24 protein-coding genes are annotated in these 26,613 nt (G+C 54.5%); 17 read left to right on the top strand and 7 right to left on the bottom strand.

Annotation, left to right across the window (positions count from 1 at the left end; translation table 11 throughout):
* Positions 1–112 precede the first annotated feature (112 nt).
* On the bottom strand, positions 113–1,024 hold the full coding sequence (gene rhtA / locus GC087_RS15830; protein ID WP_324028690.1) for a threonine/homoserine exporter RhtA: 912 nt from the start codon (positions 1,022–1,024) through the stop codon (positions 113–115).
* A gap of 369 nt (positions 1,025–1,393) precedes the next feature.
* Here rhtA and ompX point away from each other — a divergent pair, with 369 nt between their 5' ends.
* Complete coding sequence (gene ompX, locus GC087_RS15825; RefSeq protein ID WP_033737684.1) at positions 1,394–1,906, top strand: outer membrane protein OmpX; 513 nt, start codon at positions 1,394–1,396, stop codon at positions 1,904–1,906.
* A gap of 6 nt (positions 1,907–1,912) precedes the next feature.
* Here ompX and GC087_RS15820 read toward each other — a convergent pair whose 3' ends face one another.
* Together GC087_RS15820 and GC087_RS15815 are read right to left on the bottom strand one after the other, a co-directional pair.
* Positions 1,913–2,086: a hypothetical protein gene (locus GC087_RS15820; RefSeq protein WP_324028689.1), complete on the bottom strand. Its 174-nt coding sequence runs from the start codon at positions 2,084–2,086 to the stop codon at positions 1,913–1,915.
* Between the two features lie 227 nt (positions 2,087–2,313).
* Complete coding sequence (locus tag GC087_RS15815; protein WP_033737683.1) at positions 2,314–2,499, bottom strand: hypothetical protein; 186 nt, start codon at positions 2,497–2,499, stop codon at positions 2,314–2,316.
* A 212-nt stretch (positions 2,500–2,711) separates the two neighbouring features.
* Between GC087_RS15815 and mntR the strand changes: the two genes are divergently transcribed.
* From mntR to GC087_RS15780, 7 genes are all read left to right on the top strand, one after another.
* Positions 2,712–3,170 carry a manganese-binding transcriptional regulator MntR gene (mntR, locus tag GC087_RS15810; RefSeq protein WP_033737682.1) on the top strand — a complete coding sequence of 153 codons (459 nt, stop codon included), beginning with the start codon at positions 2,712–2,714 and terminating at the stop codon, positions 3,168–3,170.
* Positions 3,171–3,194: 24 nt separating this feature from the next.
* Positions 3,195–4,304 (top strand): SLC13 family permease, encoded by a 1,110-nt coding sequence (locus GC087_RS15805; protein WP_324028688.1) that lies wholly within the window; start codon positions 3,195–3,197, stop codon positions 4,302–4,304.
* Between the two features lie 143 nt (positions 4,305–4,447).
* Positions 4,448–5,596, top strand: a complete 1,149-nt coding sequence (locus tag GC087_RS15800) for an HlyD family secretion protein (protein ID WP_324028687.1) — start codon at positions 4,448–4,450, stop codon at positions 5,594–5,596.
* Entirely contained in the window at positions 5,593–7,161 is a 1,569-nt protein-coding gene (locus tag GC087_RS15795) for a DHA2 family efflux MFS transporter permease subunit (protein ID WP_033737679.1), read from the top strand. Before GC087_RS15800 ends, GC087_RS15795 begins: the two co-directional genes overlap by 4 nt.
* 1 nt (position 7,162) lies before the next feature.
* Positions 7,163–8,692 carry an efflux transporter outer membrane subunit gene (locus GC087_RS15790; RefSeq protein ID WP_324028686.1) on the top strand — a complete coding sequence of 510 codons (1,530 nt, stop codon included), beginning with the start codon at positions 7,163–7,165 and terminating at the stop codon, positions 8,690–8,692.
* 702 nt (positions 8,693–9,394) lie between these two features.
* Positions 9,395–9,796 (top strand): H-NS family histone-like protein, encoded by a 402-nt coding sequence (locus GC087_RS15785; RefSeq protein WP_014606234.1) that lies wholly within the window; start codon positions 9,395–9,397, stop codon positions 9,794–9,796.
* 321 nt (positions 9,797–10,117) lie between these two features.
* Entirely contained in the window at positions 10,118–11,710 is a 1,593-nt protein-coding gene (locus GC087_RS15780) for an ABC-F family ATPase (protein WP_039341417.1), read from the top strand.
* A gap of 93 nt (positions 11,711–11,803) precedes the next feature.
* On the opposite strand, the gene moeB is transcribed toward GC087_RS15780, so the two are convergent.
* Entirely contained in the window at positions 11,804–12,571 is a 768-nt protein-coding gene (gene moeB, locus GC087_RS15775; protein ID WP_324028685.1) for a molybdopterin-synthase adenylyltransferase MoeB, read from the bottom strand.
* Entirely contained in the window at positions 12,572–13,807 is a 1,236-nt protein-coding gene (moeA, locus tag GC087_RS15770; protein ID WP_324028684.1) for a molybdopterin molybdotransferase MoeA, read from the bottom strand.
* 218 nt (positions 13,808–14,025) lie between these two features.
* Here moeA and GC087_RS15765 point away from each other — a divergent pair, with 218 nt between their 5' ends.
* From GC087_RS15765 to GC087_RS15740, 6 genes are all read left to right on the top strand, one after another.
* A complete protein-coding gene (locus GC087_RS15765; protein ID WP_033737675.1) occupies positions 14,026–14,985 on the top strand; it encodes an isoaspartyl peptidase/L-asparaginase family protein in 960 nt (319 codons plus the stop codon).
* Entirely contained in the window at positions 14,948–16,837 is a 1,890-nt protein-coding gene (locus GC087_RS15760; protein ID WP_324028683.1) for a dipeptide ABC transporter ATP-binding protein, read from the top strand. The genes GC087_RS15765 and GC087_RS15760 overlap by 38 nt, the downstream gene beginning before the upstream one ends.
* A gap of 54 nt (positions 16,838–16,891) precedes the next feature.
* Complete coding sequence (gene gsiB / locus GC087_RS15755; protein ID WP_082999195.1) at positions 16,892–18,427, top strand: glutathione ABC transporter substrate-binding protein GsiB; 1,536 nt, start codon at positions 16,892–16,894, stop codon at positions 18,425–18,427.
* A gap of 109 nt (positions 18,428–18,536) precedes the next feature.
* Positions 18,537–19,463, top strand: coding sequence for a glutathione ABC transporter permease GsiC (gene gsiC, locus GC087_RS15750; protein WP_058701044.1), 927 nt, complete (start codon positions 18,537–18,539; stop codon positions 19,461–19,463).
* Positions 19,463–20,368, top strand: a complete 906-nt coding sequence (gene gsiD / locus GC087_RS15745) for a glutathione ABC transporter permease GsiD (RefSeq protein WP_039341402.1) — start codon at positions 19,463–19,465, stop codon at positions 20,366–20,368. Before gsiC ends, gsiD begins: the two co-directional genes overlap by 1 nt.
* Entirely contained in the window at positions 20,365–20,814 is a 450-nt protein-coding gene (locus GC087_RS15740; protein ID WP_033737673.1) for a DUF4385 domain-containing protein, read from the top strand. Before gsiD ends, GC087_RS15740 begins: the two co-directional genes overlap by 4 nt.
* Here GC087_RS15740 and rimO read toward each other — a convergent pair.
* Positions 20,811–22,139, bottom strand: a complete 1,329-nt coding sequence (gene rimO, locus GC087_RS15735) for a 30S ribosomal protein S12 methylthiotransferase RimO (RefSeq protein WP_039341398.1) — start codon at positions 22,137–22,139, stop codon at positions 20,811–20,813. The two genes, GC087_RS15740 and rimO, sit on opposite strands and share 4 nt — an antisense overlap.
* A 375-nt stretch (positions 22,140–22,514) precedes the next feature.
* Here rimO and GC087_RS15730 point away from each other — a divergent pair, with 375 nt between their 5' ends.
* Together GC087_RS15730 and GC087_RS15725 are read left to right on the top strand one after the other, a co-directional pair.
* A complete protein-coding gene (locus tag GC087_RS15730) occupies positions 22,515–23,150 on the top strand; it encodes a carbonic anhydrase (RefSeq protein ID WP_033737671.1) in 636 nt (211 codons plus the stop codon).
* 159 nt (positions 23,151–23,309) lie between these two features.
* The gene (locus GC087_RS15725) at positions 23,310–24,446 is read left to right on the top strand and encodes a PQQ-dependent sugar dehydrogenase (RefSeq protein ID WP_058707616.1); all 1,137 of its coding nucleotides are present in this window, start codon (positions 23,310–23,312) and stop codon (positions 24,444–24,446) included.
* 1 nt (position 24,447) lies between these two features.
* Here GC087_RS15725 and GC087_RS15720 read toward each other — a convergent pair whose 3' ends face one another.
* Complete coding sequence (locus GC087_RS15720; RefSeq protein WP_039341391.1) at positions 24,448–25,104, bottom strand: HAD family hydrolase; 657 nt, start codon at positions 25,102–25,104, stop codon at positions 24,448–24,450.
* A gap of 273 nt (positions 25,105–25,377) precedes the next feature.
* Between GC087_RS15720 and GC087_RS15715 the strand changes: the two genes are divergently transcribed.
* Positions 25,378–26,580 (top strand): serine hydrolase, encoded by a 1,203-nt coding sequence (locus tag GC087_RS15715; RefSeq protein WP_110267737.1) that lies wholly within the window; start codon positions 25,378–25,380, stop codon positions 26,578–26,580.
* The last annotated feature ends 33 nt before the right edge of the window (positions 26,581–26,613 follow it).

The raw sequence follows: 26,613 nt of genomic DNA, 5'->3' as shown, positions 1-26,613 counted from the left end.
CGAATGATTTTTACCTGTATTAAATATTAACTTTCTATTACACATTAACTGAAATAATTATCAGCATGAGAGTTATTGTTATTTAGCCTGCCTTTCAGCAGGCGGAAACCTGTTATTTCTTTTTATTATCAGATAATTCTATTGCATTTAACTGGCGCTTTCTGGGACGCATGGTCAGAGTAGCGCCGGACGAGGCCAGGATAATCGCCAGCAGCGCCAGACACTGTACGCCAGAAAGGCTCTCATTCAGATAAAGCATGCCAGACAGTGCCGCCACCGCAGGCTCAAGGCTCATCAGCGTACCAAAAATGCGCGCAGGTAAACGGGTCAGTGCCATCATTTCCAGTGAATAGGGAAGCGCCGTTGAAAGAAAGGCCACTAAAATGGCAACCGGCACGATGCTCCATTGCCAGATGCCGCTTGCGGCAAACGTCAGCCCTACGGGAACAAAAATCAGCGAAGCGATCAGGGAGCCGATGGCGACCGTTGCCGCGCCGTGCTCTGCGCCCGCGCGCTGCCCTGACAGAATATAGACTGCCCAACAGACACCGGCACCGAGCGCAAATAGTGCACCTATCGGATCGACGGAGGTAATACCGGTACTGAACGGCAGTAAAAACCACAGCCCAATGACCGCCAGTATGACCCAAAGAAAATCGAGTGGCCGACGTGAGCCGAGCAGCGCAAGCGTAAGCGGGCCAACAAACTCCAGCCCGACCGCGATGCCAAGCGGTACCGTCCCAATAGACAGGTAAAATAAAAAGTTCATTGTACCCAATGCTAAGCCATAAATAATCAGCGGCATGCGCTGTTCAGGACGAAAACGCAGTCGCCAGGGCTTGAAGATAAGGCAAAGGATGACGGTGCCAAAGCCCAGGCGCAATGCGGTGATGCCGGTGGCACCCACGGTGGGAAAAAGTGTTTTTGCCAGTGAGGCGCCGCCCTGAAGCGACAACATCGAGATAAGTAACACGACGACAGGGAGTAAAGCTGGCGTGAGCGATTTGAGTGGCGAAACTGACATCCTGTTGATACTTCCCAATCAATGAGCTAACAAGATGACCAGTGTAAAGGAAATGTTGGTCAAAAAGGGGACGTAAACTGATTTTAATTTTGTCTGTTTGCCTGCTTTTTAAGCAGTTTTTCCGGCTGGAAAGTAAATTAATGTCAGGTTTTTTTAGGAATTTACTTAAAGAATGAAAATTTGTTTGGGGTCATTATTGCAAGGGTATGACGGTTTTTATAAGAAAAATGAATGACATAGGAAACTCCATTAACTTTCTGTTACACCAAACACTGTGTTAGACAACAAAATGCGGGCAGAGTTTCTCGCTATTTTTTGTTATATTTTTAGCGTTGTCAGGAGAGAAGTACTTTCACATTTGAGGTGGTTATGAAAAAAATTGCATGTCTTTCAGCATTAGCCTGTGTGTTAGCAGTCGCAACAGGTTCCGCCATGGCACAGAGCACCGTAACCGGTGGCTACGCACAGAGCGACTACCAGGGCGTTGCTAACAAAGCAAACGGCTTCAACCTGAAATATCGCTATGAAGACGGTTCTAACCCACTGGGTTGGATCGGCTCATTCACTTACACCGAGAAAGATCGTACCGAAGACGGCATTTACAATAAAGGCCAGTACTACGGTATCACCGGTGGTCCAGCATTCCGTCTGAATGACTGGGCAAGCATCTATGGTGTGGTTGGTGTTGGCTACGGCAAATACCAGGCTAACGACACCACTTCACGCGACAAAGCTGACACCAGCGACTACGGTTTCTCTTACGGCGCAGGTATGCAGTTCAACCCAATGGAAAACGTTGCACTGGACGTTGGCTATGAGCAGAGCCGCATCCGTAGCGTTGACGTTGGCACCTGGATTGCTGGCGTAGGCTACAGCTTCTAAGCGAGCTTAGTCGAGATTAAAAAAACGGCCCTCTTCAGGGCCGTTTTTATTGGTAACAAAAACCCGCGCTAATAACCTGCCTTTGTCTTTGTCTTTGTCTTTGTCTTTGTCTTTGTCTTTGTCTTTGTCTTTGTCTTTGCCACCGCGACTGTCCCTGTATCTGTCTTCTCCGCGCCGCATTACGTTCTGACATTAACCCGCGCCCCGGACTTCCCTGGCAGGAAGCCTTTTTTCCAGGCCCGCACAGAACAAAAGAAGGGCGCCTTACACAGCGGCTGTATTTTGACGCTTACCTTTACAGGAACAGCGCTAAGCGCAGGGCACAGAAGCGTGGATCAATGCAGGCGCGCGGCGAGGAAAGGAAAACAGGCCGCGCGTGGGTAATGAATCTGAATGTGAAAACGGATTCAGCCGCGCCAGATCAGTTTTTGGCAGTAGCGCGTTTCCGGCTGCTGGCCCAGCAGACGCTCAATAAGCATGAGGCGCAGCGTAAAAGGGGAGCGCGTCAGCAGGCACCACCAGGATTTTCCTGATGTTGTTTTTTCGGCCTGGAAGCATTTGCTGCAGTCGATACAGCTTTTCAGAGTGCTCATAGCATCACCTCCCATAAAATTTAACGCAACGGTAAGCAGAGATCGTGCTTTAATGCATCACTCTGTTTACATTATCGACAAATATAGCACTGGCTATACCGTTTAGCCAAGGCTAACGACGAAAAATTTGAGCTTATTTGCGCCTGGTTTACAATGAGCGCAGCTAAATCCACACGGAAGGGCTGGTGTGGAAAAAATAAAGAGGAAGCTGAATGAGTCGTCGTGCCAAAAGCGTGGTTTCTGCCCCGCAAGGACCACTAAAAGATATTGAAGAGCATGTCGAAGGTTTTCGGCAGGTGCGCGAAGCGCATCGTCGTGAACTGATTGATGACTATGTTGAGCTAATCTCTGATTTGATTGGTGAGTTTGGCGAGGCGCGCCAGGTCGACATGGCCGCGCGTTTGGGGGTTTCGCAACCGACCGTCGCCAAAATGTTAAAGCGGTTAGGAACTGCCGGCCTGGTCGAGCAGGTGCCTTATCGCGGCGTCTTTTTGACGCGTGAAGGGGAAAAGCTGGCTGAAGAGAGCCGCGCCCGCCATCACATCGTTGAAACCTTCCTGTTAGCGCTTGGCATTAGTCCGGAAACGGCACGCCGCGATTCTGAAGGCATCGAACATCACGTCAGTGATGAAACCCTGGCCGTATTCCAGAAATTTTACCAAAACAATTAATCCTCAGTTAAGGCGCCGGACATCATGCCCATTGTGCTTCGCTCATTTCTGCATGACTATATATTGCACTTGTTAGTCGTTGTTGGGGTTGTTCTGCTGTTTCTTGCTCATTACCACTGGGCGGATCTGCCTGCCGCAGTGGACTGGCACACCATCATCACCCTGAGTGGACTGCTTATCCTCACCAAGGGGTTAGAAACCAGTGGGTATTTTGATGTTCTGGGCGGTCGGTTAATTGCGGGGTTTAAGCATGAGCGCACGCTGGCCCTGTTTATGGTGCTGGCGGCGGCGGTGCTCTCGACCTTCTTAACCAACGATGTGGCCCTGTTTATTCTGGTGCCGCTGACGCTGACATTGCGCAAGTTTTCCCATTTACCGATTTCCCGCTTAATCATCTTCGAAGCGCTGGCCGTAAATGCCGGTTCGTTGCTGACGCCGGTGGGCAATCCGCAGAATATTTTGCTGTGGAGCCACGGCTCGCTGAGTGTAGTCGGTTTTATCTGGCAAATGACGCCGCTGGCCGTCTGGCTGCTGTTAAGCCTGCTGGTCGTCACTTGGTTTAGTTTTGCCAAACGCGCGATTGAAAAACATGAGAACGCAGAACAGCACAGCTGGCAGAAGCCACTGTTTGCCGTCAGTCTGGCGCTTTACGTCTTGTTTATCGCCGCGCTGGAGTGGCACCTGACCGGCTGGGCGCTACTGCTGATTCTTGTCTGCTTTTTTATTATGGCGCGCCAGGTATTGCTGAATATCGACTGGAGCCTGCTGGTGGTCTTCATCGTCATGTTCCTGGACGTGTTCTTGCTGACACGCTTGCCTGTTGTGCAGGCCCATTTTGATGCGATTGCCCATCTTGCCAAAGGGGAGCTTTACCTGTTGGCGATTGGCTTGTCACAGGTAATCAGTAATGTGCCTGCCACGATCCTGCTTTTGCAGAAAGTGCCGCCTTCAGACGTCCTTGCCTGGGCGGTCAATATCGGTGGGTTTGGCCTGCTACCGGGTTCGCTTGCCAACCTGATTGCGCTGCGCATGGCGAAAGATCGTGCCATCTGGTGGCGCTTCCATCTGTTCTCCGTTCCCTTACTCGCATGGTCAATGCTGACCGGCTGGCTGTTGCTCAAACTGGTTGCCTGACGCGAACCTGTCCTGCCCTCGTGGCAGGACGTGCGGACTTTCTCAAGTTAAGTAAAGTTGTACTGGATTTTGTCAGTTTTCGATCTAATGTTTAGTTGACTTTCTACGCCCAGGACTGAGGGCCTTAGCCAGCGACGGACACTATGAGCGAGAACAACAACAACCGTGACCCACACCAGAAAGATACAGAAAACGCGCCCGATAAAAACAGCCCAGAACACGATAGCCAAAGCGATAACGACGAGAAACCGCGTAAGCGTCCCGGCAAAAAGCCGTTAATTATTTTGGCGGTCGTCGTCGTGGTGATGTTGATCGTGGCGTTCTTTTTCTGGTTTACCACCCGTAATGAAGAAACGACTGACGATGCGTTTACCGAAGGCAACGCAGTGACTATCGCAGCGAAAGCCTCGGGTTACGTCGTAAAATTGCTGGTGAAAGACAACCAGCGCGTGAAGAAGGGCGATCTGCTGGTGGAAATCGATCCCAGCGATAACGAAGCCCAGCGCGCGCAGGCAAAAGCACAGCTTGGCCTGGCCATGGCACAGTTGCACCAGGCTCAGGCGCAACTGGCACTGTCGCGCGTTCAGTACCCGGCGCAACGCGACCAGGCGCTGGCCGATCAGGCCAAAGCCGAGGCCAACTACCTGAATGCGCAGGCGGATTACCGTCGTCAGCGCGGCGTCGATCCCCGCGCCACCAGTCAACGCAATATTGATTCAGCCTCGGCGCAGTTACGCTCCGCGCAGGCACAACTGCAAAGCGCCAAAGCTCAGTTGGAAGTCGCCTCGCAGGTGGCCCTGCAAATCCGTCAGCAGGAAACCAATGTTGAAGCGCGTCAGGAACAGGTCGAGCAGGCAAAAGCCCAACTGAATGTGGCCGAGCTGAATCTGTCTTACACCCAGGTTCGTGCTCCTTACGACGGGTTTGTGACTAAGCGAAATGTCCAGTTGGGAACGTTGGTTCAGGCGGGCAGCGCCTTGTTCTCACTGGTTTCCCCGGATATCTGGATCACCGCCAACTTTAAAGAGTCACAGCTGGAGCGAATGAATCCCGGCGACAAGGTAACCATCAGCGTGGATGCCTGGCCTGACATGAAACTTGAAGGCCACGTCGACAGTATCCAGATGGGCACCGGTTCGCGCTTTTCGACCTTCCCGGCGGAGAATGCCACGGGCAACTACGTGAAAATCGTTCAGCGCGTGCCGGTCAAAATTGTGATTGATAAAGGACTGGATCCTAACCGTCCACTGCCACTGGGCTTATCGGTTGAACCGAAGGTAACCGTGGAATGAGTGAATCGCAGAGCTGGAAACCCGCCAGTAATCCGTGGCTCGTGGCCATTACGGTAACGCTGGCGGTATTTATGGAAATCCTGGATACCACCATCGTGAACGTGGCCCTGCCACATATCGCCGGTTCGCTCTCATCCAGTTACGATGAATCCACCTGGGTGCTGACCTCGTACCTCGTGGCGAACGGCATTGTGCTGCCCATCTCTGCCTTCTTCAGTCGTTTATTTGGCCGTAAACAGTTTTTCTTAATCTGTATCGTCATGTTCACGATCTGCTCATTCCTGTGTGGTATTGCCACCGAACTCTGGCAGATCATTCTGTTCCGCGTCCTGCAAGGGTTTTTCGGCGGCGGCCTGCAGCCTGTGCAGCAGTCGGTGCTGCTCGACTACTTTAAACCTGAGGATCGGGGCAAAGCGTTTGGCCTTTCCTCGATTGCGATTATCGTGGCGCCTGTTATCGGCCCGACGCTGGGCGGCTGGATTACGGATAACTACAGCTGGCGCTGGGTGTTCTTTATCAATATCCCGGTCGGTATCCTGACGATCATGGCCATTTTGCCGCTGCTGGAAGATCCGCCATGGGAGCGCAAGTGGGCCAAGGGCAAACTGAAAATTGACTACATCGGTATCGGTTTAATTACGCTGGGCCTGGGCTGCCTGCAGGTGATGCTGGATCGGGGTGAAGATGAGGACTGGTTTGCGTCGCACTTTATTGTGTTATTCGCGGTACTGGCGCTGGTCGGCATTGTCGGAGCCGTCTACTGGCTAATGTATGCCCGCAAACCGGTAGTCGACATTCTGGTAATGAAAGACCGTAACTTCTGGGTTGCGGGCCTGCTCATGGCCGGGATGGCGATGATTCTGTATGGTAGTTCCGTCGTGCTGCCTCAACTGGCCCAGCAGGATCTGGGTTATACGGCGACCTGGTCAGGGCTGGTGCTTTCACCCGGAGCCGTGCTGATTGTGCTGACGATTCCGCTGGTGCTTAAGCTGATGCCGGTCGTGCAAACCCGCTATATCATCGCATTTGGTTTTAGCTGCCTGGCCCTGGCGTTTTTCTACTCGTCCACGTTAACGCCCAATGTCGATTTCTCCACGCTGGTCATGATGCGCAGTGCGCAGTCTATTGGCCTGGGCTTCCTGTTTGTGCCGCTGACCACCATTGCCTTCATTACCATCCCACAACGCCTGAACGCGGATGCATCAGCATTATTTACGATGTTCCGTAACGTTGCGGGTTCGATTGGCATCTCGTTATCCACGGCGGCAATTACGGAGCGGGAGCAGGCGCGTTCGGCCCACATGGTGCACAACATGACGCCGTTAAATGAACAATTTAACATTACCGTTCAGCACTGGGCGCAGGCGATTCGCGACTTTACGTCGGCGGTGGGCGATCCCGTGACGCTGGCAACCGGCCAGCTCTATAAAGAGATGATTGTCCAGTCACGCATTCTGGCTTATATCGACGTCTTTTCAGGCTTAAGTATTGTCGCCCTGATTTTGATTCCATTTTGTTGGCTGCTGTCGCCCGTCAAAAGCGAAGGCAGTGCAGGAGCACACTGATATGAAGGTTATGACTACGTATAGCCTGAATCCCTTTACCTTGTTGCTGACGTTATCGCTGGCAGGTTGCAGCGTGGGCCCGGACTACCAGGCGCCAAAACCTCAGCTGCCGGGCAGCTACCACGCGCTGGATTCTCAGGAGCGCTCGAAACCGCAGACGTCGGCAGTGGATACGCGCTGGTGGCGTAACTTCAACGATCCCCAACTGGACAGCCTGATTGCCCGCGCAATCGCGGGTAATCTGTCGTTACAGCAGACCGTCCTGCGCATTGCGGGCGCGCGCGAGCAGTTATCTCAGGCGCAGGGCGGCTTGTTTCCCAGCCTGAACGGTTCGGCAAAAGTCACGCGTCAGCAACTGGGGCTGGAAGGTTTGCTGAAAGCGAATGGGGTCAATGACCAGGTGGACAGCACTGTCGCCAGCCAGTTGAACGGGCTGACGCAGCCCGTCACCTTATATCAGGGCAGCTTCGATGCCAGTTGGGAACTGGATCTGTGGGGCAAGGTACGACGTCAGATCGAATCAGCCAATGCACAGCAACAGGCGGCCATTGAGCAACGTAACGATGCGCTGGTGTCGCTGGAAGCAGAAGTTGTCCGTGCCTGGTTACAACTGCGTGGGGCGCAGGCAACCGTCAACACGCTGCAACAGCAAATCGCGGTGGCGGATCAGACCTGGCAACTGACACAAAGCCAGCAGCGCAATGGCCTGGCACCCTTAACCGATGTGGAAAATGCCCGGGCGCAGTTGAGCAGTTTACGGGCGCAGCTACCGCAGTATCAGGCGCAAACGCGTCAGGCGATGAACGGTCTGGCTGTGCTTATCGGTAAAACCCCCGGTGCGCTGGATGCAGAACTGCAGACGCCGAAAGCGCTGCCAGCCTTGCCGAATGCGGTCGCGGTCGGCATTCCCTCAACCTTAGCGCGTCGACGCCCGGATATTCGCCAGGCAGAGGCGAAACTCCATGCGCAAACCGCCGGGATCGGCGTTTCTGTCGCACAGCTGTTCCCCAGCCTCTCTCTTACCGGACAGTTGGGCGTGCGCAATACCGATGCCAGTTATCTGGACGACTGGAGCAGCCACTTCTATAGCGTGGGGCCTTCGCTGTCGATTCCCCTTTTTCAGGGAGGCCGGCTGGTTTCCAGCGTGAAGCTTGCACGTGCTCAGCAGGCCAGCGCGGCGCTGGATTATCGCCAGACGGTGCTGACGGCTTTGCAGGATGTCGAAAACGCCCTTGTGAGTTACCGGGCCGATCAGCAGCGCGTCACGGCGCTGGACGAAACGACCGGTGCACTGCAACGGACCTTTGATTTGGCGAGCGACAGCTATCGCCAGGGATTATCGACCTTCCTTGAGGTGCTTGATGCGCAGCGCCAGCTCGCCCAGGCCGAGGAGCAGGCAACACAGGCGCGCATGCAAAGCGGGCTGGATCTGGTGGCGCTCTACAAAGCGCTGGGCGGCGGCTGGGAAACCTATCAAAACGTTCAGCTCCCTCAGTATGACGTGTTTGGACCTGCGACCCAGGTAAATTAATCCTTCAGGCCGTGGCCTTTCGGCAGACCACGGCCTGTTATCAGACAGTGTAATACCTGCGCTTTATTATTTATCTGTTATATCGTTCAGTAAACTCATTTAATCACCCTTAAAGCTGGTGGTTTAAAAGGGTTGCTGGCTATTTAGCCGGCGCACTTACTGTGAAGCATAAATTGTCTGTAAATGTATTCAACCTTATAACGGCTATGAAACGCCGTCGCCTTGCCTGTGCCGATGCAGCATTTTTGTCGGGGAGTGAAGGGGGACAAAGGCAATATCCCCACATTTTATTCGCCATAAAGCCGATATTATTGTGGCAAAGCGCGATAAACCTCGTACCCGACGTCAGCTATTTTGTTCACAGACCGCGTGTTCCGGGCGGAGAACGTCTGAGTCAGGACAGGCAAATTAATCCAAATTCTTCACCGGTGTTAAAAAATATTCAGCGTTAAAATTTAAAAGCGCATAGCGAATTCATACAGTAAGTGTAATCAATGAAATCGTTTACATTGTGCAAGGATAGCAGGCATTTAGTGTTAATTTGAGGTTAATTATCTCTCCACATAAGCATTCTGAATACTTCACTGACATTTAAAAAACCTATCGGAATTATCTGTAGTAATAAATTAATTTATTTTTTTATTTGAATTAGGTAATCTTGACGCTACAGTTTAATTAAACCCCTTAATCAAGGATATTGTGATGAGTGACGCATTTAAAGTTCTAAACAACATTCGCACATTACGTGCCCAGGCTCGTGAACTGCCACTGAGCGATCTGGAAGAAATTCTTGAGAAATTGACCGTTGTAGTAACGGAACGTCGTGAAGAAGCGCACGCTGAAGAACAACAGAATCGTGAAAAAGAAGAGAAGTTATCGAAATATCGCGAAATGCTGTTGGCTGATGGCATCGATCCTAATGAATTATTAGGTGCGCTGGAGCAGGGTAAAAAACGCACTAAGCGTGCGCCACGTCCGGCTAAATATTCTTACACCGACGAAAATGGCGAGAAAAAATCATGGACCGGCCAGGGCCGCACGCCAGCAGCAATTAAAAAAGCGCTGGACGAAGGTAAAAGCCTGGACAGCTTCCTGATCGATTAATCGACACAATCCTTGTAAGTGGTAGCCGGCGACATTTATGTCGCCGGCTTTTTTTATTTAAAAAACCCTGCTCTTTGCTTTATTACTCTCGCTGTCATGCACCCGGTGTGGCGTGCGCAGGTAGGGCTTCCCCTCTGCGCAGCGTCCGGTACGTTTAGCCAGCGGCTGGGTTAAGCGGCAAACGTACGGGCAGTGAAAATAAAAAGTCATGCGTTTTCAACAGACACTCATGCAAGGGTAGCCGGAGACTGGCGTGCGCTACGTCACATCTGGCATAATAGCCGCCGTTTTCCATCCACTCTCTTCACTAAGGTCAATGCCGTGTTAGTTAGCAGCAATATCACCATGCAGTTTGGCAGCAAGCCACTGTTCGAAAATATCTCCGTTAAATTTGGCGGCGGTAATCGGTACGGTTTAATCGGTGCGAACGGCAGCGGAAAATCCACCTTCATGAAGATTTTGGGTGGCGATTTGGTGCCGTCGGGCGGCAATGTTTCCTACGATCCCAATGAACGTATTGGTAAATTACGCCAGGACCAGTTCGCTTTTGAACAATATAGTGTGATTGATACGGTAATCATGGGGCACCATGAATTATGGGAAGTGAAACAGGAACGTGACCGTATTTATTCCCTGCCCGAAATGAGCGAAGAGGAAGGCTACAAAGTCGCAGACCTGGAAGTACAGTATGGCGAAATGGATGGTTACAGCGCGGAATCGCGCGCCGGTGAATTATTACTTGGCGTGGGCATCCCGGTTGAACAGCATTACGGGCCGATGAGCGAAATTGCGCCAGGCTTTAAATTACGCGTTCTTTTAGCCCAGGCCTTGTTTTCTAATCCGGATATTTTGCTGCTGGACGAACCGACCAACAACCTGGATATCGACACCATCCGTTGGCTGGAGCAGGTGTTAAACGAACGCGACAGCACCATGATTATCATTTCGCACGACCGTCACTTCCTCAATATGGTCTGCACGCACATGGCCGATCTGGACTATGGCGAGCTGCGCGTTTATTCCGGTAATTATGATGAATATATGACCGCGGCCACCCAGGCGCGTGAACGTCTGTTAGCGGATAACGCCAAGAAAAAAGCGCAAATTGCCGATCTGCAGTCGTTTGTCAGCCGCTTTAGTGCCAACGCTTCTAAATCGCGTCAGGCCACCTCGCGCGCTAAACAAATGGATAAAATAAAACTGGAAGAAGTGAAAGCCTCCAGCCGTCAGAATCCATATATCCGTTTTGAACAGGATAAGAAACTGTTCCGTAATGCGCTGGAAGTGGAAGGCCTGACGAAAGGCTTTGATAACGGTCCTCTGTTCAAAAATCTTAATCTGCTGCTGGAAGTCGGTGAAAAACTGGCGATATTAGGGGCTAACGGTATCGGTAAATCCACGCTGTTAAAAACCCTGGTCGGCGAACTGACGCCAGAAAGCGGCAGCGTTAAATGGTCCGAGAATGCCAAAATTGGCTATTACGCGCAGGACCACGCAGACGATTTTGCTGACGATCTGACGGTTTTTGACTGGATGAGTCAGTGGAAGCAGCCGGGCGATGATGAGCAGGCCGTACGCGGTATTCTTGGCCGCCTGTTGTTTTCTCAGGACGACATTAAAAAGCCCGCCAAGGTGCTGTCGGGTGGTGAGAAAGGGCGCATGCTGTTCGGCAAGCTGATGATGCAGAAGCCTAACATTCTGATTATGGATGAACCCACCAACCACCTGGATATGGAATCCATCGAGTCATTAAACATGGCGCTGGAAATGTATGAAGGCACGCTGATTTTCGTTTCCCATGACCGTGAATTCGTCAGCTCACTGGCGACGCGTGTTATGGAAATCAAGGCGGATCGCATCGTCGATTTCACCGGGAATTACGAAGACTACCTGCGCAGTCAGGGCATCGTTTAAGACCTGCGGGGTAGCGCTGACTACCCCGTTTTCTTTCGTGCATTGACCCGCCTTTTGTAATCGCTCACGCTCAGCGTTCAATCAGACCGGCCTTTAGCCTGTGCACTCAGAATGGCCACAGACTTCACAATTCGGATCCTGTGCGACATGCATCGTGCGAAACTCTGCGCGCATGGCATCATACATGAGCAAACGTGAGCGCGCGGGCGTGCCAAACCGGGTCAGCAGCTTTATTGCTTCCATCGCCTGCATGGCACCGACAACGCCCACCAGCGGCGCCATTACACCGGCTTCCACGCAGCTGAGCACCTGAGCGCCAAACAAACGGCTGATACAGCGGTAGCAGGGCGCACCAGGCTGCCAGTCAAACACACTCAACTGACCTTCCATGCGAATCGCCGCGCCCGAAACCAGAGGCACCTTCAGTTCATAACAAAGCCGGTTAAGCTGTTCACGCACGCTGACATTATCCGTGCAGTCGACCACAACCTGCTGCCTGGCGATGAGCGCCCGCAACGCGTTATCGTCCAACTGGCCGTGGACAGAATATAACTGACAGTGGGGATTGATCTCCGCCAGGCGTGCCCGGGCGGATTCGACCTTGGCCCGACCAATATCCGCATCATGATGCAGAATCTGTCGCTGCAGGTTTGAGAGCGAAACCGTATCAAAATCCAGCAGAGACAGGTGACCGACGCCTGCTGCCGCCAGATAAGGTGCGGCTGCACAGCCTAAACCGCCCAGGCCCACGACCAACACATGGCTGGCCTTCAGGGCTTCCTGTCCGTCAAAGTCAAACCCCCGCAGGACAATTTGCCGGTTATAGCGCAGCATTTCCTCGTGGCTGAGTTCGGGTAGCATTTATCCCTCCAGCAGGGCGTTGAAGGGCTCAACATCTACCCATTCTCCCGCCTCGACATAGCCGCGCTCACGCTCCAGTACGATAAAGCAGTTAGCCTGTGAAAACGAGCTGTACACATGCGAACCCTGGGCACCCGTGCTGATGACTTCTGTTTCACCCTCAGCATTTCGCCGCAGCACACCGCGCTGAAAATCCAGACGGCCTGGCGATTTTTTCAGTGCGCTTGCTGTACGCACGCGCTGACGTGGCGGTAAAGCCGAAGCTGACTGTCCGGTCAGACGGGCCAGCAGGGGCTGCACCAGTTGATAAAAGGTCACGACGGCCGAGACCGGATTGCCGGGCAGGCCGCAGAACCAGCTGTTTGCCAGGCGGCCAAAGGCGAAAGGTTTGCCCGGTTTAATGGCCAGCTTCCAGAAGCGAATACTGCCCAGTTCCTCCAGCATCGCCTTAGTAAAGTCGGCTTCACCAACAGAGACACCGCCGGTGCTGATGACCACATCGGCCTGGCGATCGGCGTCCATAAAGGCAGCCCGCAGGGCGACCGGATCGTCGCGAACAATGCCAAGATCGATTACCTCGCAGCCCAGCTTATGCAGCATGAGGGAGATGGCAAACCGGTTGGTGTCATAGATTTGCCCGTCAGACAGCGGCTGGCCCACGGGTTGCAGCTCATCCCCGGTGGAGAAAATTGCCACGCGCAGTTTGCGCAGCACCTTCACCGTGGCGATGCCTAATGAGGCCAGCAACGGCAGTTCCGCAGCGCCCAGGCGCACGCCAGGCGCAAGGACCTGATGGCCTGCCCGGATATCATCGCCGATCAGGCGGATGTTTTGTCCGGCTTTTACGGGCGCATCAATAACAATCTGTTCGCCCTGCAGGTGGGTTTGCTCCTGCATGACGACGGCATCGCAGCCGTCCGGTACCGGCGCGCCCGTCATGATTCTGATAACACTGCCCGCAGGCCAGTCACCCGAAAACGGCGCACCGGCAAAGGCTTTACCGGCAACCGTTAAGGGCTGACTCTCTTGCACATCAGCAAGCCTGACGGCATAACCGTCCATGGCTGAGTTGTTAAAAGGCGGTACATCAATGGGGGAGGTCACGCTGCAGGCGGTGATGCGCCCGGCCGCGTCGGTCAGGGGCACATCCAGGGATTCGGTGATGGGCGTCAGTTGCGCCAGCATCTTCTGTTGCGCGTCTTCAAGGGAAATCAGTCCGGCAGTAAAGCTTTCCATTATTGTCTCAGTCTGTCTGTTGCAATTGCTGACTATTATGGTGGCTTTTATCCTCAGAGTCACATCGGTATAAGCCACAACGAAAGGTTATTAGCGCGGGACCAGTTTCCGCTTTACAAGCTATGGCGGGCTTTCTATATTCAAAAATACGCTAACAAGACGTAAAACCATTCAAAATCAGTGTTTTTCCTTCTGATGCAACCACAGGGTAACGCAGTATGGCTAAAGCAGTGATCGCCATTCATGGCGGCGCAGGCGCAATTACGCGTGCTGCCATGAGCGCAGAGAAAGAACAGGCTTATCGTCAGGCGCTTCACGATATTGTGACACATGGCCAAACCCTGCTGGCGCAGGGCGCATCCGCGCTGGATGTGGTGACTGAAGCGGTGCGCAGGCTGGAAGAGTGCCCGCTGTTTAATGCGGGTAAAGGGGCTGTGTTTACCCATCAGGGCACACATGAGCTGGATGCCAGCATCATGGATGGCAGAACGCTGCAGGCTGGGGCAGTGGCGGGCGTCTCCCGGCTGCGCAACCCGGTACTGGCAGCGCGTGCGCTGTTAGACCACAGCCCGCATGTCCTGTTGATCGGGGAAGGGGCCGAAGCCTTTGCGTTTGCGCAGGGGCTTGAGCAGGTTGAACCGGATTTCTTTTCCACGCCTGAACGCCTGGAGCAACTGCAACGGGCGCTGCGCAGCGATGCCGCTGTGCTTGACCACGATGGCGCCGCCCAGGGCGGCGATCCTCTTGACCCGGATCGTAAGTTTGGCACGGTCGGTGCCGTGGCGCTGGATTTGGCGGGAAACCTGGCGGCGGCGACATCGACCGGCGGCATGACCAATAAACAGCAGGGGCGCGTAGGCGACTCACCGTTGCCTGGCGCAGGCTGCTATGCCAGTAACGACAGCGCGGCGGTGTCCTGCACCGGCACTGGCGAAGTGTTTATCCGCACCCTGGCGGCCTACGATGTGGCGGCACAAATGCGTTACGCCGGGCGGACATTACAACAGGCCAGCGTCAATGTGATTCATGACAGCGTGCTGGAGCTGGGCGGCAGCGGTGGGCTGATTGCGGTTGATCGGGAGGGCAATGTGGCACTGCCGTTCAACAGCGAAGGCATGTACCGGGCTGTTGCCCGGGTGGATGACGTCGCAGAGGTCGCAATTTACCGTGAAAGCTAACAGCCAGCCTGACAGGCTCCCTCTGTCTCCCGAACAGGTGTTGGCGGTGCGCGACCTGAACGTACGTTTTCACCATGACGGCCAGGTGACCGAAGCCGTGCGTCATCTTTCACTTGATGTGTTTCGCGGCGAAACGCTGGCTTTAGTGGGCGAGTCCGGCTCGGGCAAATCCGTCACCTCACTGGCGATCATGCGCCTGTTGGCGCAGGACAGCGCAGAGGTCAGTGGCGAGATACGGCTGCGTCGACGCAGTGGTGAGGCACTGGATCTGATGCGGATGCCGCGCGGTCAGATGCGCAGGGTGCGCGGCGCGGATATGGCCATGATTTTCCAGGAACCGATGACCTCGCTGAATCCGGTGTTTACGGTAGGCGATCAGATCGCAGAATCCATTCGACTGCATCAGGGTAAAAGCCAGTCCGAAGCCCTGACGGAAGCGCGTCGTATGCTGGATCGGGTACGCATTCCTGACGCACAAAGTATGCTGCGCCGTTATCCTCACCAGCTTTCCGGCGGTATGCGGCAGCGCGTGATGATTGCGATGGCCCTGTCGTGTAAGCCTGCGCTGCTGATTGCCGACGAGCCGACCACTGCTCTGGACGTGACGATTCAGGCCCAGATCCTGCAACTGATCCGCGAGCTGCAGAAAGAGATGCAGATGGGCGTGATTTTTATCACTCACGATATGGGCGTGGTGGCGGAAATGGCGGACCGCGTCCAGGTGATGTATCGCGGTGAGGTGCTGGAAAACGCCCCTACCGCCGAGCTGTTCAGCGCACCGCAGCAGCCTTACACCCGGGCGTTGCTGGCCGTTGTCCCGACCCTGGGTGCGATGCAGGACCAGCCGCTGCCCGCGAAATTTCCTCTCCTGCTCAACGATGCGGCACCCGACGTACCGCAAAACACCGTACGTCACGATCGCCCGCCCATCCTGCAGGTGCGCAATCTGGTCACGCGCTTCGATATTCGCTCAGGATTACTGAATCGCGTAACGAGCCGGGTGCATGCGGTCGAGAACATCAGCTTTGATCTGTATGCAGGCGAAACGCTGGCGCTGGTAGGGGAGTCCGGGTGCGGTAAATCGACCACCGGACGTTCACTGCTGAAACTAGTCGCCAGTCAGGGAGGCAGCATTACCTTTGACGGGCAGCGTATTAACGATCTTTCGGGAGCGGCGCTGGCGCATCTGCGGCGCGATATTCAGTTTATCTTCCAGGACCCTTATGCATCGCTCGATCCGCGCCTGACGGTGGGATTTTCGATTATGGAGCCGCTGCTGGTTCACAAGGTGATGCCACGACGCGAAGCGGAACAGCGCGTGGCCTGGTTACTGGAAAAGGTTGGCTTACTGCCGGAACACGCAAAGCGTTATCCGCATGAGTTTTCGGGTGGCCAGCGTCAGCGTATCTGCATCGCGCGGGCACTGGCGCTGAACCCCAAAGTGGTGATTGCCGATGAGTCGGTGTCCGCGCTTGATGTCTCCATTCAGGCACAAATCATCAACCTGATGCTCGACCTTCAGCGTGAATTTGGTATCGCCTTTTTGTTTATTTCCCATGATATGGCGGTGGTTGAGCGCATCAGCCACCGCGTAGCGGTGATGTATCTTGGACAGATTGTGGAAATCGGCCCACGTCAGTCGGTATTCGGGCAGCCACATCATCCGTATACCCAAAAATTAATGGCCGCCGTGCCGGTTGCCGACCCGACACGTCGGCAACGCGAGCGCAGTCTGCTGGTCGATGAGATCCCCAGCCCGATTCGTGCACTGGGCGATGAACCCGAACGGGTTTCGCTGATGGAAGTGGCCCCCGGTCATTTTGTGGCTCGCTCTGCCACCAGCGCGATCTGAAATAATACGCTATCGCCACGGCGATAAATCAGACAGGGATTACAGGAGAAAACAATGCAGATAACGATGCGTAGAAGCTTACTGGCAGCAGGGATATTAAGTAGCGTCATGACGCTGCCCGCCTGGGCCGCGGGTGATGCGGTGATCGCCGTCGCCTCTAATTTCACCACGCTTGATCCCTATGACGCTAACGACACCTTGTCCCAGGCGGTCGCGAAATCATTTTATCAGGGGCTGTTTGGCTTTGATAAAGATATGAAACTGACCAATGTGCTGGCGGACAGTTACACGGTGAGCGGCGATGGCCTGACCTATACCATCAAGCTGCACTCAGGCGTGAAGTTTCAGGATGGCACCGACTTTAATGCCGAGGCGGTCAAGGTCAACCTGGATCGGGCCAGTAATCCCGACAACCATCTCAAACGTTATAACCTGTTTAAATACATCGCCAGCACGGAAGCGGTCGATCCCACGACGGTGAAAATTACGCTGAAGCAGCCGTTCTCGGCCTTTATTAATATTCTGGCGCACCCTGCGGCGGTGATGATTTCCCCTGCCGCCCTGAAAAAATACGGTAAGGACATCGGTTTTCATCCGGTGGGCACCGGGCCGTTCGAATTTGTGACCTGGAATCAGACCGATTTTGTGAAGGTGAAGAAATGGGACGGCTACTGGAAAAAAGGCTATCCCAAACTCGACAGCATTACGTGGCGCCCGGTCGTGGATAACAATACGCGTGCGGCCATGCTGCAGACCGGTGAAGCGAACTTTGCCTTCCCGGTGCCTTATGAGCAGGCCAAATTGCTGGAGAAGGACAGCAAGCTGGACGTGGTGGTATCGCCCTCCATCATGCAGCGCTACATCAGCCTGAATGTGACACAAAAACCGTTTGATAATCCGAAAGTGCGTGAGGCGCTGGAGTACGCGATCAACCGCCAGGCACTGGTTAAAGTTGCGTTCGCCGGTTATGCCACACCTGCCACCGGCATAGTGCCTCCCTCTATTGCCTATGCGCAAACGTATCCGCCCATTCCTTACGATCCCGCTAAAGCAAAAGCGTTGCTGAAAGAAGCGGGTTATCCGAACGGTTTCGACACCACGCTCTGGTCGTCGCATAACCACAGCACGGCACAGAAAGTGTTGCAGTTTGTTCAGCAGCAACTGGCACAGGTCGGCGTGAAGGTGAAAGTGACCGCGATGGATGCGGGACAGCGCGCAGCGGAAGTGGAAGGCAAGGGCCAGAAAGAGAGCGGCGTGCGCATGTTCTACACTGGCTGGTCAGCCTCAACGGGGGAAGCCGACTGGGCGCTGACGCCGCTGTTCGCAACCGCAGCCTGGCCACCGGCGATCTTCAACACGGCGTTTTACAGCAATCCGAAGGTGGATAAAGACCTGGCCGACGCGCTGAAAACGACCGATCAGGCGGAAAAAGCCAAACTGTATAAAGATGCGCAGGACACCATCTGGAACGATCATCCGTGGATCCCGCTGGTGGTGGAGCAACTGGTGTCCGCACACAGCAAAAACCTGAGCGGTTTTTACATGATGCCGGACACGTCATTCAGTTTTGATGACGCCGAGATGAAGTAAGTCGCCGGACCTGTTCTGTCCTGAACAGGATGTGTGATGCCCGGTGCCTCGTCAGCAATGAGGCACCGGGCAGGTCAGCTGCGCTGCTGACTGTTGTGTGGGATGTCACATGGTTAACTATTTTCTTAAACGCCTGCTGGGCCTGATTCCCACGCTGTTTATCGTGGCAGTGCTGGTGTTTCTGTTTGTCCATCTGCTGCCGGGCGATCCGGCGCGGCTGATTGCCGGACAGGAAGCCGATGCGTCTGTGGTGGCATTGGTCCGTCAGGAGCTGGGCCTGGATAAACCGCTGCCGGTGCAGTTCGTGCACTTTATCGTCAATGCGCTGCAGGGGGATTTTGGTCAGTCGCTGGTTTCCCGGCGTCCGGTTTCGGCGGAAATCGCTACGCGTTTTATGCCAACCCTGTGGCTGACGCTCACCAGCATGGTGTGGGCGGTGATCCTGGGCATGGCGATCGGCATTGTTTCGGCCGTATGGCGCAATCGCTGGCCGGATCGCCTCGGCATGACGCTCGCGGTTTCGGGTATCTCTTTTCCGGCTTTTGCCCTGGGCATGTTACTGATGGACGTGTTTTCCGTCCAGTTGGGCTGGTTGCCTACGGTGGGCGCAGACAGCTGGCAGCACTATATTTTGCCCTCTCTCACGCTGGGCGCGGCGGTAGCGGCTGTGATGGCCCGTTTCACCCGGGCATCCTTTGTGGAGGTGATGCAGGAAGATTACATGCGCACCGCGCGTGCCAAAGGCGTCAGTGAGTACCGCGTGGTGATTAAGCACGGTCTGCGGAATGCCATGATACCGGTGGTCACCATGATGGGCCTGCAGTTTGGTTTCCTGCTGGGTGGCTCGATTGTGGTTGAGGTCGTGTTCAACTGGCCGGGGCTGGGACGCCTGCTGGTGGATTCGGTACAGATGCGTGACTATCCGGTGATTCAGGCAGAGGTATTGCTGTTTTCGCTGGAGTTTATTTTGATCAATCTGATTGTCGATATGCTGTATGCCGTCATTAACCCGGCGATTCGCTTTAAGGACACCTGATGAAAAACTGGCGACGGGAAGCGGCACTCAAACACATGCCACTGCTGGACAGCAACCGGGTAAGAACGCCCTGGCGGGAATTCTGGCGACGCTTTCGTCGTCAGCCGGTCGCTCTGCTGGCGGGCCTGTTTGTCCTGGTGCTGATCGTACTGGCGTTTACGGCACCGTATGTTGCGCCATTCGATGCAGAAAATTACTTTGATTACGACCGACTCAACGACGGCCCCTCACTGGTGCACTGGTTTGGCGTGGATTCACTGGGACGCGATATCTTTAGCCGCGTGCTGGTGGGAACCCGAATTTCGCTTCTCGCCGGCTTCGTTTCCGTCGCGATAGGGGCGATAGTGGGGACGCTGGCAGGACTGCTGGCGGGCTACTATGAAGGCTGGTGGGACAGGATCACCATGCGCATCTGCGACGTGCTGTTTGCGTTTCCCGGCATTTTGCTGGCCATTGCCGTCGTGGCCATCATGGGCAGTGGCATCAGTAACGTCATTATCGCCGTGGCGATATTCAGTATTCCTGCCTTTGCCCGCCTGGTGCGCGGCAATACGCTGGTACTGAAACGGCAAACCTACATCGAGTCAGCCCGCAGTATCGGAGCGTCAGACTGGACGATCATGATACGTCACCTGCTGCCCGGCACGGTATCCTCTATTGTGGTGTACTTCACCATGCGCATCGGGACCTCGATTATCACCGCCGCAAGCCTGTCATTTCTGGGGCTGGGCGCGCAGCCACCGACGCCAGAGTGGGGCGCGATGCTCAACGAAGCGCGCGCGGATATGGTTATCGCGCCGCACGTGGCGATTTTTCCGGCACTGGCTATTTTTTTCACGGTTTTAGCCTTTAATTTGCTTGGCGACGGGCTACGTGACGCACTTGATCCTAAACTGAAGACATGAAACCTTTTGACTATGAACAAGACTTCAGCACTATCGACTTCCGCAAACATCCTGAACGTTATCAGGTCGGGCGCGGTGAGCAGGGCGTGCTGATGGTCCAGCCCTATAAAGGCGAAATCCTGCCGCACTGGCGTTTTCGTACCGTTGAGGTTGCGAAAGCCTCGGCAGAAGAAATCATGCGGCTGTTCGAAGCCTATCGCCAGCAGGATGACTTTGTGGGCATGGACATGGCGCGCAAATTTATTCAAATGGGCTACACCCGCGCGCGCCGCTACAGCAACCATAAGGGCGGACGAAAATACGATGCGGAGGGCAAGGAGTTGCCCCGGGGCAGGGACGAAGAAAAGGCCGCTGCGGCGGCCATTTTCAAAGCGTACTGGGATAAGCTACGGGCAGATGACGACTATCTGGCGCGCAAAAAAGCGCACCAGCAGAAGTATGGTTAGACGCGGCTCGCCCACAAATCGTATTCGTCAGCATGTTCCACTTTGACACGCAGAACATCGCCCGGCTTAACGTTGCTCTCGCCATTCAGATAGACGGCACCATCGATCTCTGGCGCGTCAGCCATGCTGCGACCAATCGCGCCTTCTTCATCGACTTCATCGATGATGACCATAATTTCACGGCCGATTTTTTCCTGCAGGCGCTCGGCAGAGATCTGCTGCTGCAACTGCATAAAGCGGTCATAACGTTCCTGTTTCACTGCGTCATCGACCGGATCGGGTAACTGGTTTGCCGTTGCGCCTTCAACCGGGCTGTACTGGAAGCAACCCACACGATCCAGACGCGCTTCTTTAATAAAGTCGAGCAGCATCTGGAAGTCTTCTTCGGTTTCGCCGGGGAAGCCTACAATAAACGTTGAGCGCAGCGTCAGCGTCGGGCAGATCTCACGCCAGCGCTTAATGCGCTCCAGCGTGCGTTCCACGGCACCCGGACGCTTCATCAGCTTCAGAATGCGTGGGCTGGCGTGCTGAAGCGGGATATCCAGATACGGCAGAATCTTGCCTTCTGCCATCAGTGGAATCACGTCGTCCACGTGAGGATAAGGATAAACATAATGCAGGCGAACCCACACGCCGAGTTTCGCTAACTGCTCGCACAGGCTCACCATGCTGGTTTTCACCGGCGCGCCGTTCCAGAACCCTGTGCGGTGTTTCACGTCCACGCCGTAAGCCGAGGTATCCTGCGAAATGACCAGCAACTCTTTCACGCCCGCTTCAACCAGCCGTTTTGCTTCGTCCAGCACTTCGCCAATGGCACGACTGTCGAGATCGCCGCGCATAGACGGGATGATACAGAAGGTGCAGCGATGGTTGCAGCCTTCAGAAATTTTCAGGTAAGCGTAATGACGCGGCGTCAGCTTCACGCCCTGTTGCGGCACCAGGCTCAGGAACGGATTATGTTGGGGCTTCGGCACGTAGCGGTGCACGTGCGACAGCACTTGTTCATAGCTGTGCGGACCGGTGATTTCCAGTACCTTCGGGTGCACTTCGCGAATCTGGTCGACTTTCGCTCCCAGGCAGCCGGTCACAATCACCTTGCCGTTTTCGTTCAGGGCTTCACCGATCGCTTCCAGCGATTCCTGGACGGCGCTGTCGATGAATCCGCAGGTGTTGACGATAACGATTTCCGCATCGTCATAGCGTGGGACCACCTCATAGCCCTCGGTGCGCAGTTCCGTCAGAATGCGCTCAGAGTCGACAAGGTTTTTGGGGCAGCCAAGCGAGACAAATCCCACGCGCGGCGGCAGTGTAGTAGTAGTGGACATAAGGTGGTTTCCGGTTCAGCACAGCAATGGCGCGCGATTTTACCTGTGTTGCGATGAAAATTGTAGCGTTATCTGACCTCAGGCATAACAGTGTAAAGTCACGCAAAAAACCGTAAAGGGTTCCCGAGAGTGACAGGCGTTTAAGCCGATGATCGGAAAGGAAGAAAACCGCAGTAACCCGCCGTTTTGCAAAAGGATTTCTAATAAATAGCTAAAAATTAATTCGTTAATTTTCTTATCAACGCAGGTGATAACGCCATTTGACGGTCATATTGTTGGTTGATATTTGCTTGTTTTCATTAATAATGATTCGCTTAACAAGTGCTGAGAGCCTGGCCTTTCAGACAATGACGTGGATAATGTGAGAGCAAAATAATGAAAGAGATCATTAACGGGTTTCTGAGTTTTCAGCAGACTGTCTTTCCTGAAAGAGAGGCGCTGTTTAAAAGTCTGGCCTCAAATCAGAACCCGAAAGCCCTGTTTATCTCTTGCTCAGACAGCCGTCTGGTGCCGGAGCTGGTCACGCAGCAGGAACCCGGGCAGCTATTCGTTATCCGTAATGCGGGCAACATTGTGCCGTCTTTTGGGCCGGAGCCGGGTGGCGTGTCAGCCACCATTGAGTATGCGGTGATGGTGCTGGGCGTTTCTGACATCATCATCTGTGGTCACTCTAACTGCGGTGCGATGAACGCGATTTCGTCCTGTGCCTGCATGGACAGCATGCCAGCCGTCGAGCACTGGCTGCGCTTTGCCGATGCGGCCAAAGCGGTGGTGGAGCAGCGTGACTATGAATCACCCGAGAAAAAGCTCAACGCTATGGTGCAGGAGAACGTGATTGCGCAGCTAAACAACATGAAAACCCATCCTTCGGTGTCGGTAGGGTTACGTCAGGGCAAGCTGCGTCTGCATGGCTGGGTTTACGACATTGAGTCGGGCACCATTCTGGCGCTCACGCCCGGCGGTAAAGAGTTCATCTCGCTGGCGGATAATCCCGAGACCTTTTTCGAGTAAGTTCCGTTTGCCCGCGCCGTTCAGGTCGCGGGCCCCTTACCGCCTGTTTTTTCATCCCGTCTTTATCACGCCCACGCTGTTTAATCTTTTGTAAATCCTCAACATCATGCCGGACAGGCTGACTACGCTTAAACACACTGCCTCTGTCTGGAGAATGCTATGACCCGTGTTTCCACCCTACTGTTACTGAATGGCGCGTTACTCGTTTCCAGCCCGTTATGGGCGGATGATCTGACGGTGAAGGTGCTTCAGGATAAGCTGGACCATCCCTGGTCGGTGGCCTTTTTACCGGATAACCAGACGTTACTCATCACTGAACGCGCCGGCCAGTTGCGTAGCTGGCGACCTGATACCGGTTTATCTGAGCCGATTAAGGGCGTGCCCGCGGTGTGGGCGCAGCGACAGAGCGGCCTGCTGGATGTGGTGCTGGCCCCGGATTTTGCCCAGAGCCGTCGGGTGTGGCTCAGCTATACCAAAGCGGACAGCGACGGCAAGGCGGGGGCCGTCGTTGGTTATGGCACACTCAGCGACGATCATCGCCAGCTGACCGATTTTCATGAAGTCATCAGCCAAACGCCCCGGCTCTCAAGCGGCAACAATATTGGAACCCGGCTGGCCTTTGACCGTCAGGGGTTTGTGTGGATTGCCTTCGGGGATAATTTTGTCAGCAGCGCCGCCCAGGATCTCGACAAGCTGCAGGGAAAACTGCTGCGCCTGAACGGCGACGGTAGCGTTCCCAGGGATAATCCTTTCGTGGGCAGGCAGGGTGCCCGGCCTGAAATCTGGGCCTACGGTTTACGTAACCCACAAGGCCTGGCGCTTAATCCCTGGACACAGGTCATGTGGGAAAGCGAGCACGGCCCACGCGGTGGCGATGAGGTCAACGTGATCGAAAAAGGGAAAAATTATGGTTGGCCGCTGGCGACCTACGGCATTGATTACAACGGCAGCAAGGTTCCTGAATCGAAAGGCACGCACGTGGCGGGCACGGAACAGCCGGTATTTTACTGGAAAGTTTCACCAGCGCTAAGCGGCATGGCCTTTTATAACAGTGCCCGTTTCCCCCAATGGAAAAATTCACTCTTTATCGGGGCGCTGAAAGAGAAGCAACTGATTCGACTGCGTGTCAACGGTGAAAAAGTCGTTGAGGCGCAACGCCTGCTGGGTGAGCGAAACGAACGTATTCGCGATGTTCGCCAGGGGCCGGATGGGTATCTGTATGTGTTGACGGATGAAGCTAACGGCAAGCTCCTGAAGGTAGGGCTGGCGCAGGACGCCAGCGCCTCCCGCGGTTAACTTAACGCGCCCAGTGGTAAACCGGCCAGCCGCGTTTTTCGGCTTCCTGGCGTAACGGTTCCGCAGGGTTAATCACGTGAGCATAATCGGCCTGCACCAGCATCGGCAGGTCGTTCAGAGAATCACTGTAAGCCCAGGTATGTGAGTAGTGTTCATCCGGCCGCTGGGCTTTCCATTCTTCCACCCGCGTCACTTTGCCCTGCTGAAAGGTCATCGTTCCGTAGGTGTTGCCGCTGTAGCGCTCATCCACCACTTCCACACCGATGGCGAGGGCACCGCAGGCCCCTAACTGGCGGGCAATCGGCGTCACCAGATGTTCACCGCTGGCGGAGATAACAATGATTCTGTCGCCACGTGACTGATGCCATTTGAGACGTTCCCGGGCTTCAGGATAGACGCGCGGCATAATGTCGCGATGAATAAAGCGGCGGATCCAGCCCTCAACCGTCAGGGTCGCCATGCCGCTTAACGGGGACAGCGTTTTATGCATATAGTCTTCAATGGACAGCGTCCCGGCGTAATACTGACGCATAAGCGCCTGCTCTTCCTCAATCAGCTCACTGGACGCAAAGCCTTGTGAAACCAGCCAGCGCAGCCACAGGCCGGTGCTGTCTTCACTAATCAGCGTTTCATCCAGATCAAACAGTGCCAGGTCCATACGGGTTCTCCTCGAGTGAATAGCGTCAGGTTAACCCAGTTTTGTGACGGCCTTAACTTTCTGATGAAAATTTCGGAATTTAACGCATTTTTATGGACGACACTGTTGCCGGAAAATGGCACGCGCGCGGCGGTCATGCCAGGGTTAATCTACTAAAATCTATAAAACTTTACGATTAAGCGGTTTTTTTCAGTCACGCCAGCGGGTAGCGTTCTGACAGAGGGTTTCACGCCTTTGACTTTCCGTTTTAACAAGGACAATCCGGTCAAGCTCATGACAAAAACTAGCTTCTCATCTCACCTGCGGCGCGTCGCTGCCACCTCTTTGCTACTGATTGCACCGATGACTGTATTGGCAGTACAGGCACCGGATGCTCCTCAAATTGATGCCAAAGCCTGGATCTTAATCGACTATGCCAGCGGCAAGGTCCTGACCGAGTCCAATGCGGACCAGCGGCTTGATCCAGCCAGCCTGACCAAAATGATGACCAGCTATGTGGTTGGGCAGGCAATTAAAGCCGGCAAAATTAAGCCAGATGACATGGTGACCGTAGGACAGGATGCCTGGGCGACCGGCAACCCCAAACTGCGCGGATCGTCGCTGATGTTTCTTAAACCGGGCGATCGTATTCCGGTGCATGAGCTGAATAAAGGCATTGTGATCCAGTCAGGCAATGATGCCTGTATCGCGCTGGCCGACTATGTGGCAGGCAGTCAGGACGCGTTTATCGGGCTGATGAATAACTACGTTAAAGCGCTGGGGCTGACCAATACACATTTCATGACGGTACACGGTCTGGATGCGGAAGGGCAGTACAGTACCGCACGGGATATGGCGCTGCTTGGTCAGGCGTTGATCCGCGACGTGCCGGAAGAGTACGCACTGAATAAAGAGAAAGAGTTCACCTTCAATCATATTCGCCAGATGAACCGCAACCGTCTGCTCTGGAGCACCAACCTTCACGTTGACGGCATCAAGACGGGCCATACGTCAGGCGCAGGTAATAATCTGGTCGCCTCGGCAACCGAGGGCGATATGCGACTGATTTCGGTGGTGCTGGGCACCGCCAGCGATGCCATTCGCTTCCGTGAAAGCGAAAAGCTACTGACCTGGGGTTTCCGCTTCTTTGAAACGGTTACGCCAGTAAAAGCGGATGCCCCGTTCGCCCAGCAGCGCGTCTGGTTTGGTGATCAGAGTCAGGTCAGTCTGGGCGTGGCGAAAGATGCCGCGCTGACCATTCCAAAAGGTCAGATGAAAAACCTGAAAGCCAGCTATACGCTGTCATCGCCCCAGTTAGAAGCGCCGCTGAAAAAGAATCAGGTCGTCGGCACCATTAATTTCCAGCTGGATGGCAAAACCATTGAACAGCGGCCACTGGTCGTGCTGCAGGATGTGCAGGAGGGCGGCTTCTTCAGCCGGATGATCGATTTTGTGATGATGAAGTTCAACGGCTGGTTCGGGAAGTGGTTCAGCTAACAATCAGGGACGCAATGGCGTCCCTTTTTTACG

The organism is Pantoea sp. JZ2 (genome assembly GCF_035191405.1).
Taxonomy (GTDB): domain Bacteria; phylum Pseudomonadota; class Gammaproteobacteria; order Enterobacterales; family Enterobacteriaceae; genus Pantoea; species Pantoea stewartii.
Note: the sequence above shows the minus strand (reverse complement) of the source record. Positions and strands in the feature narration are given on the sequence as shown.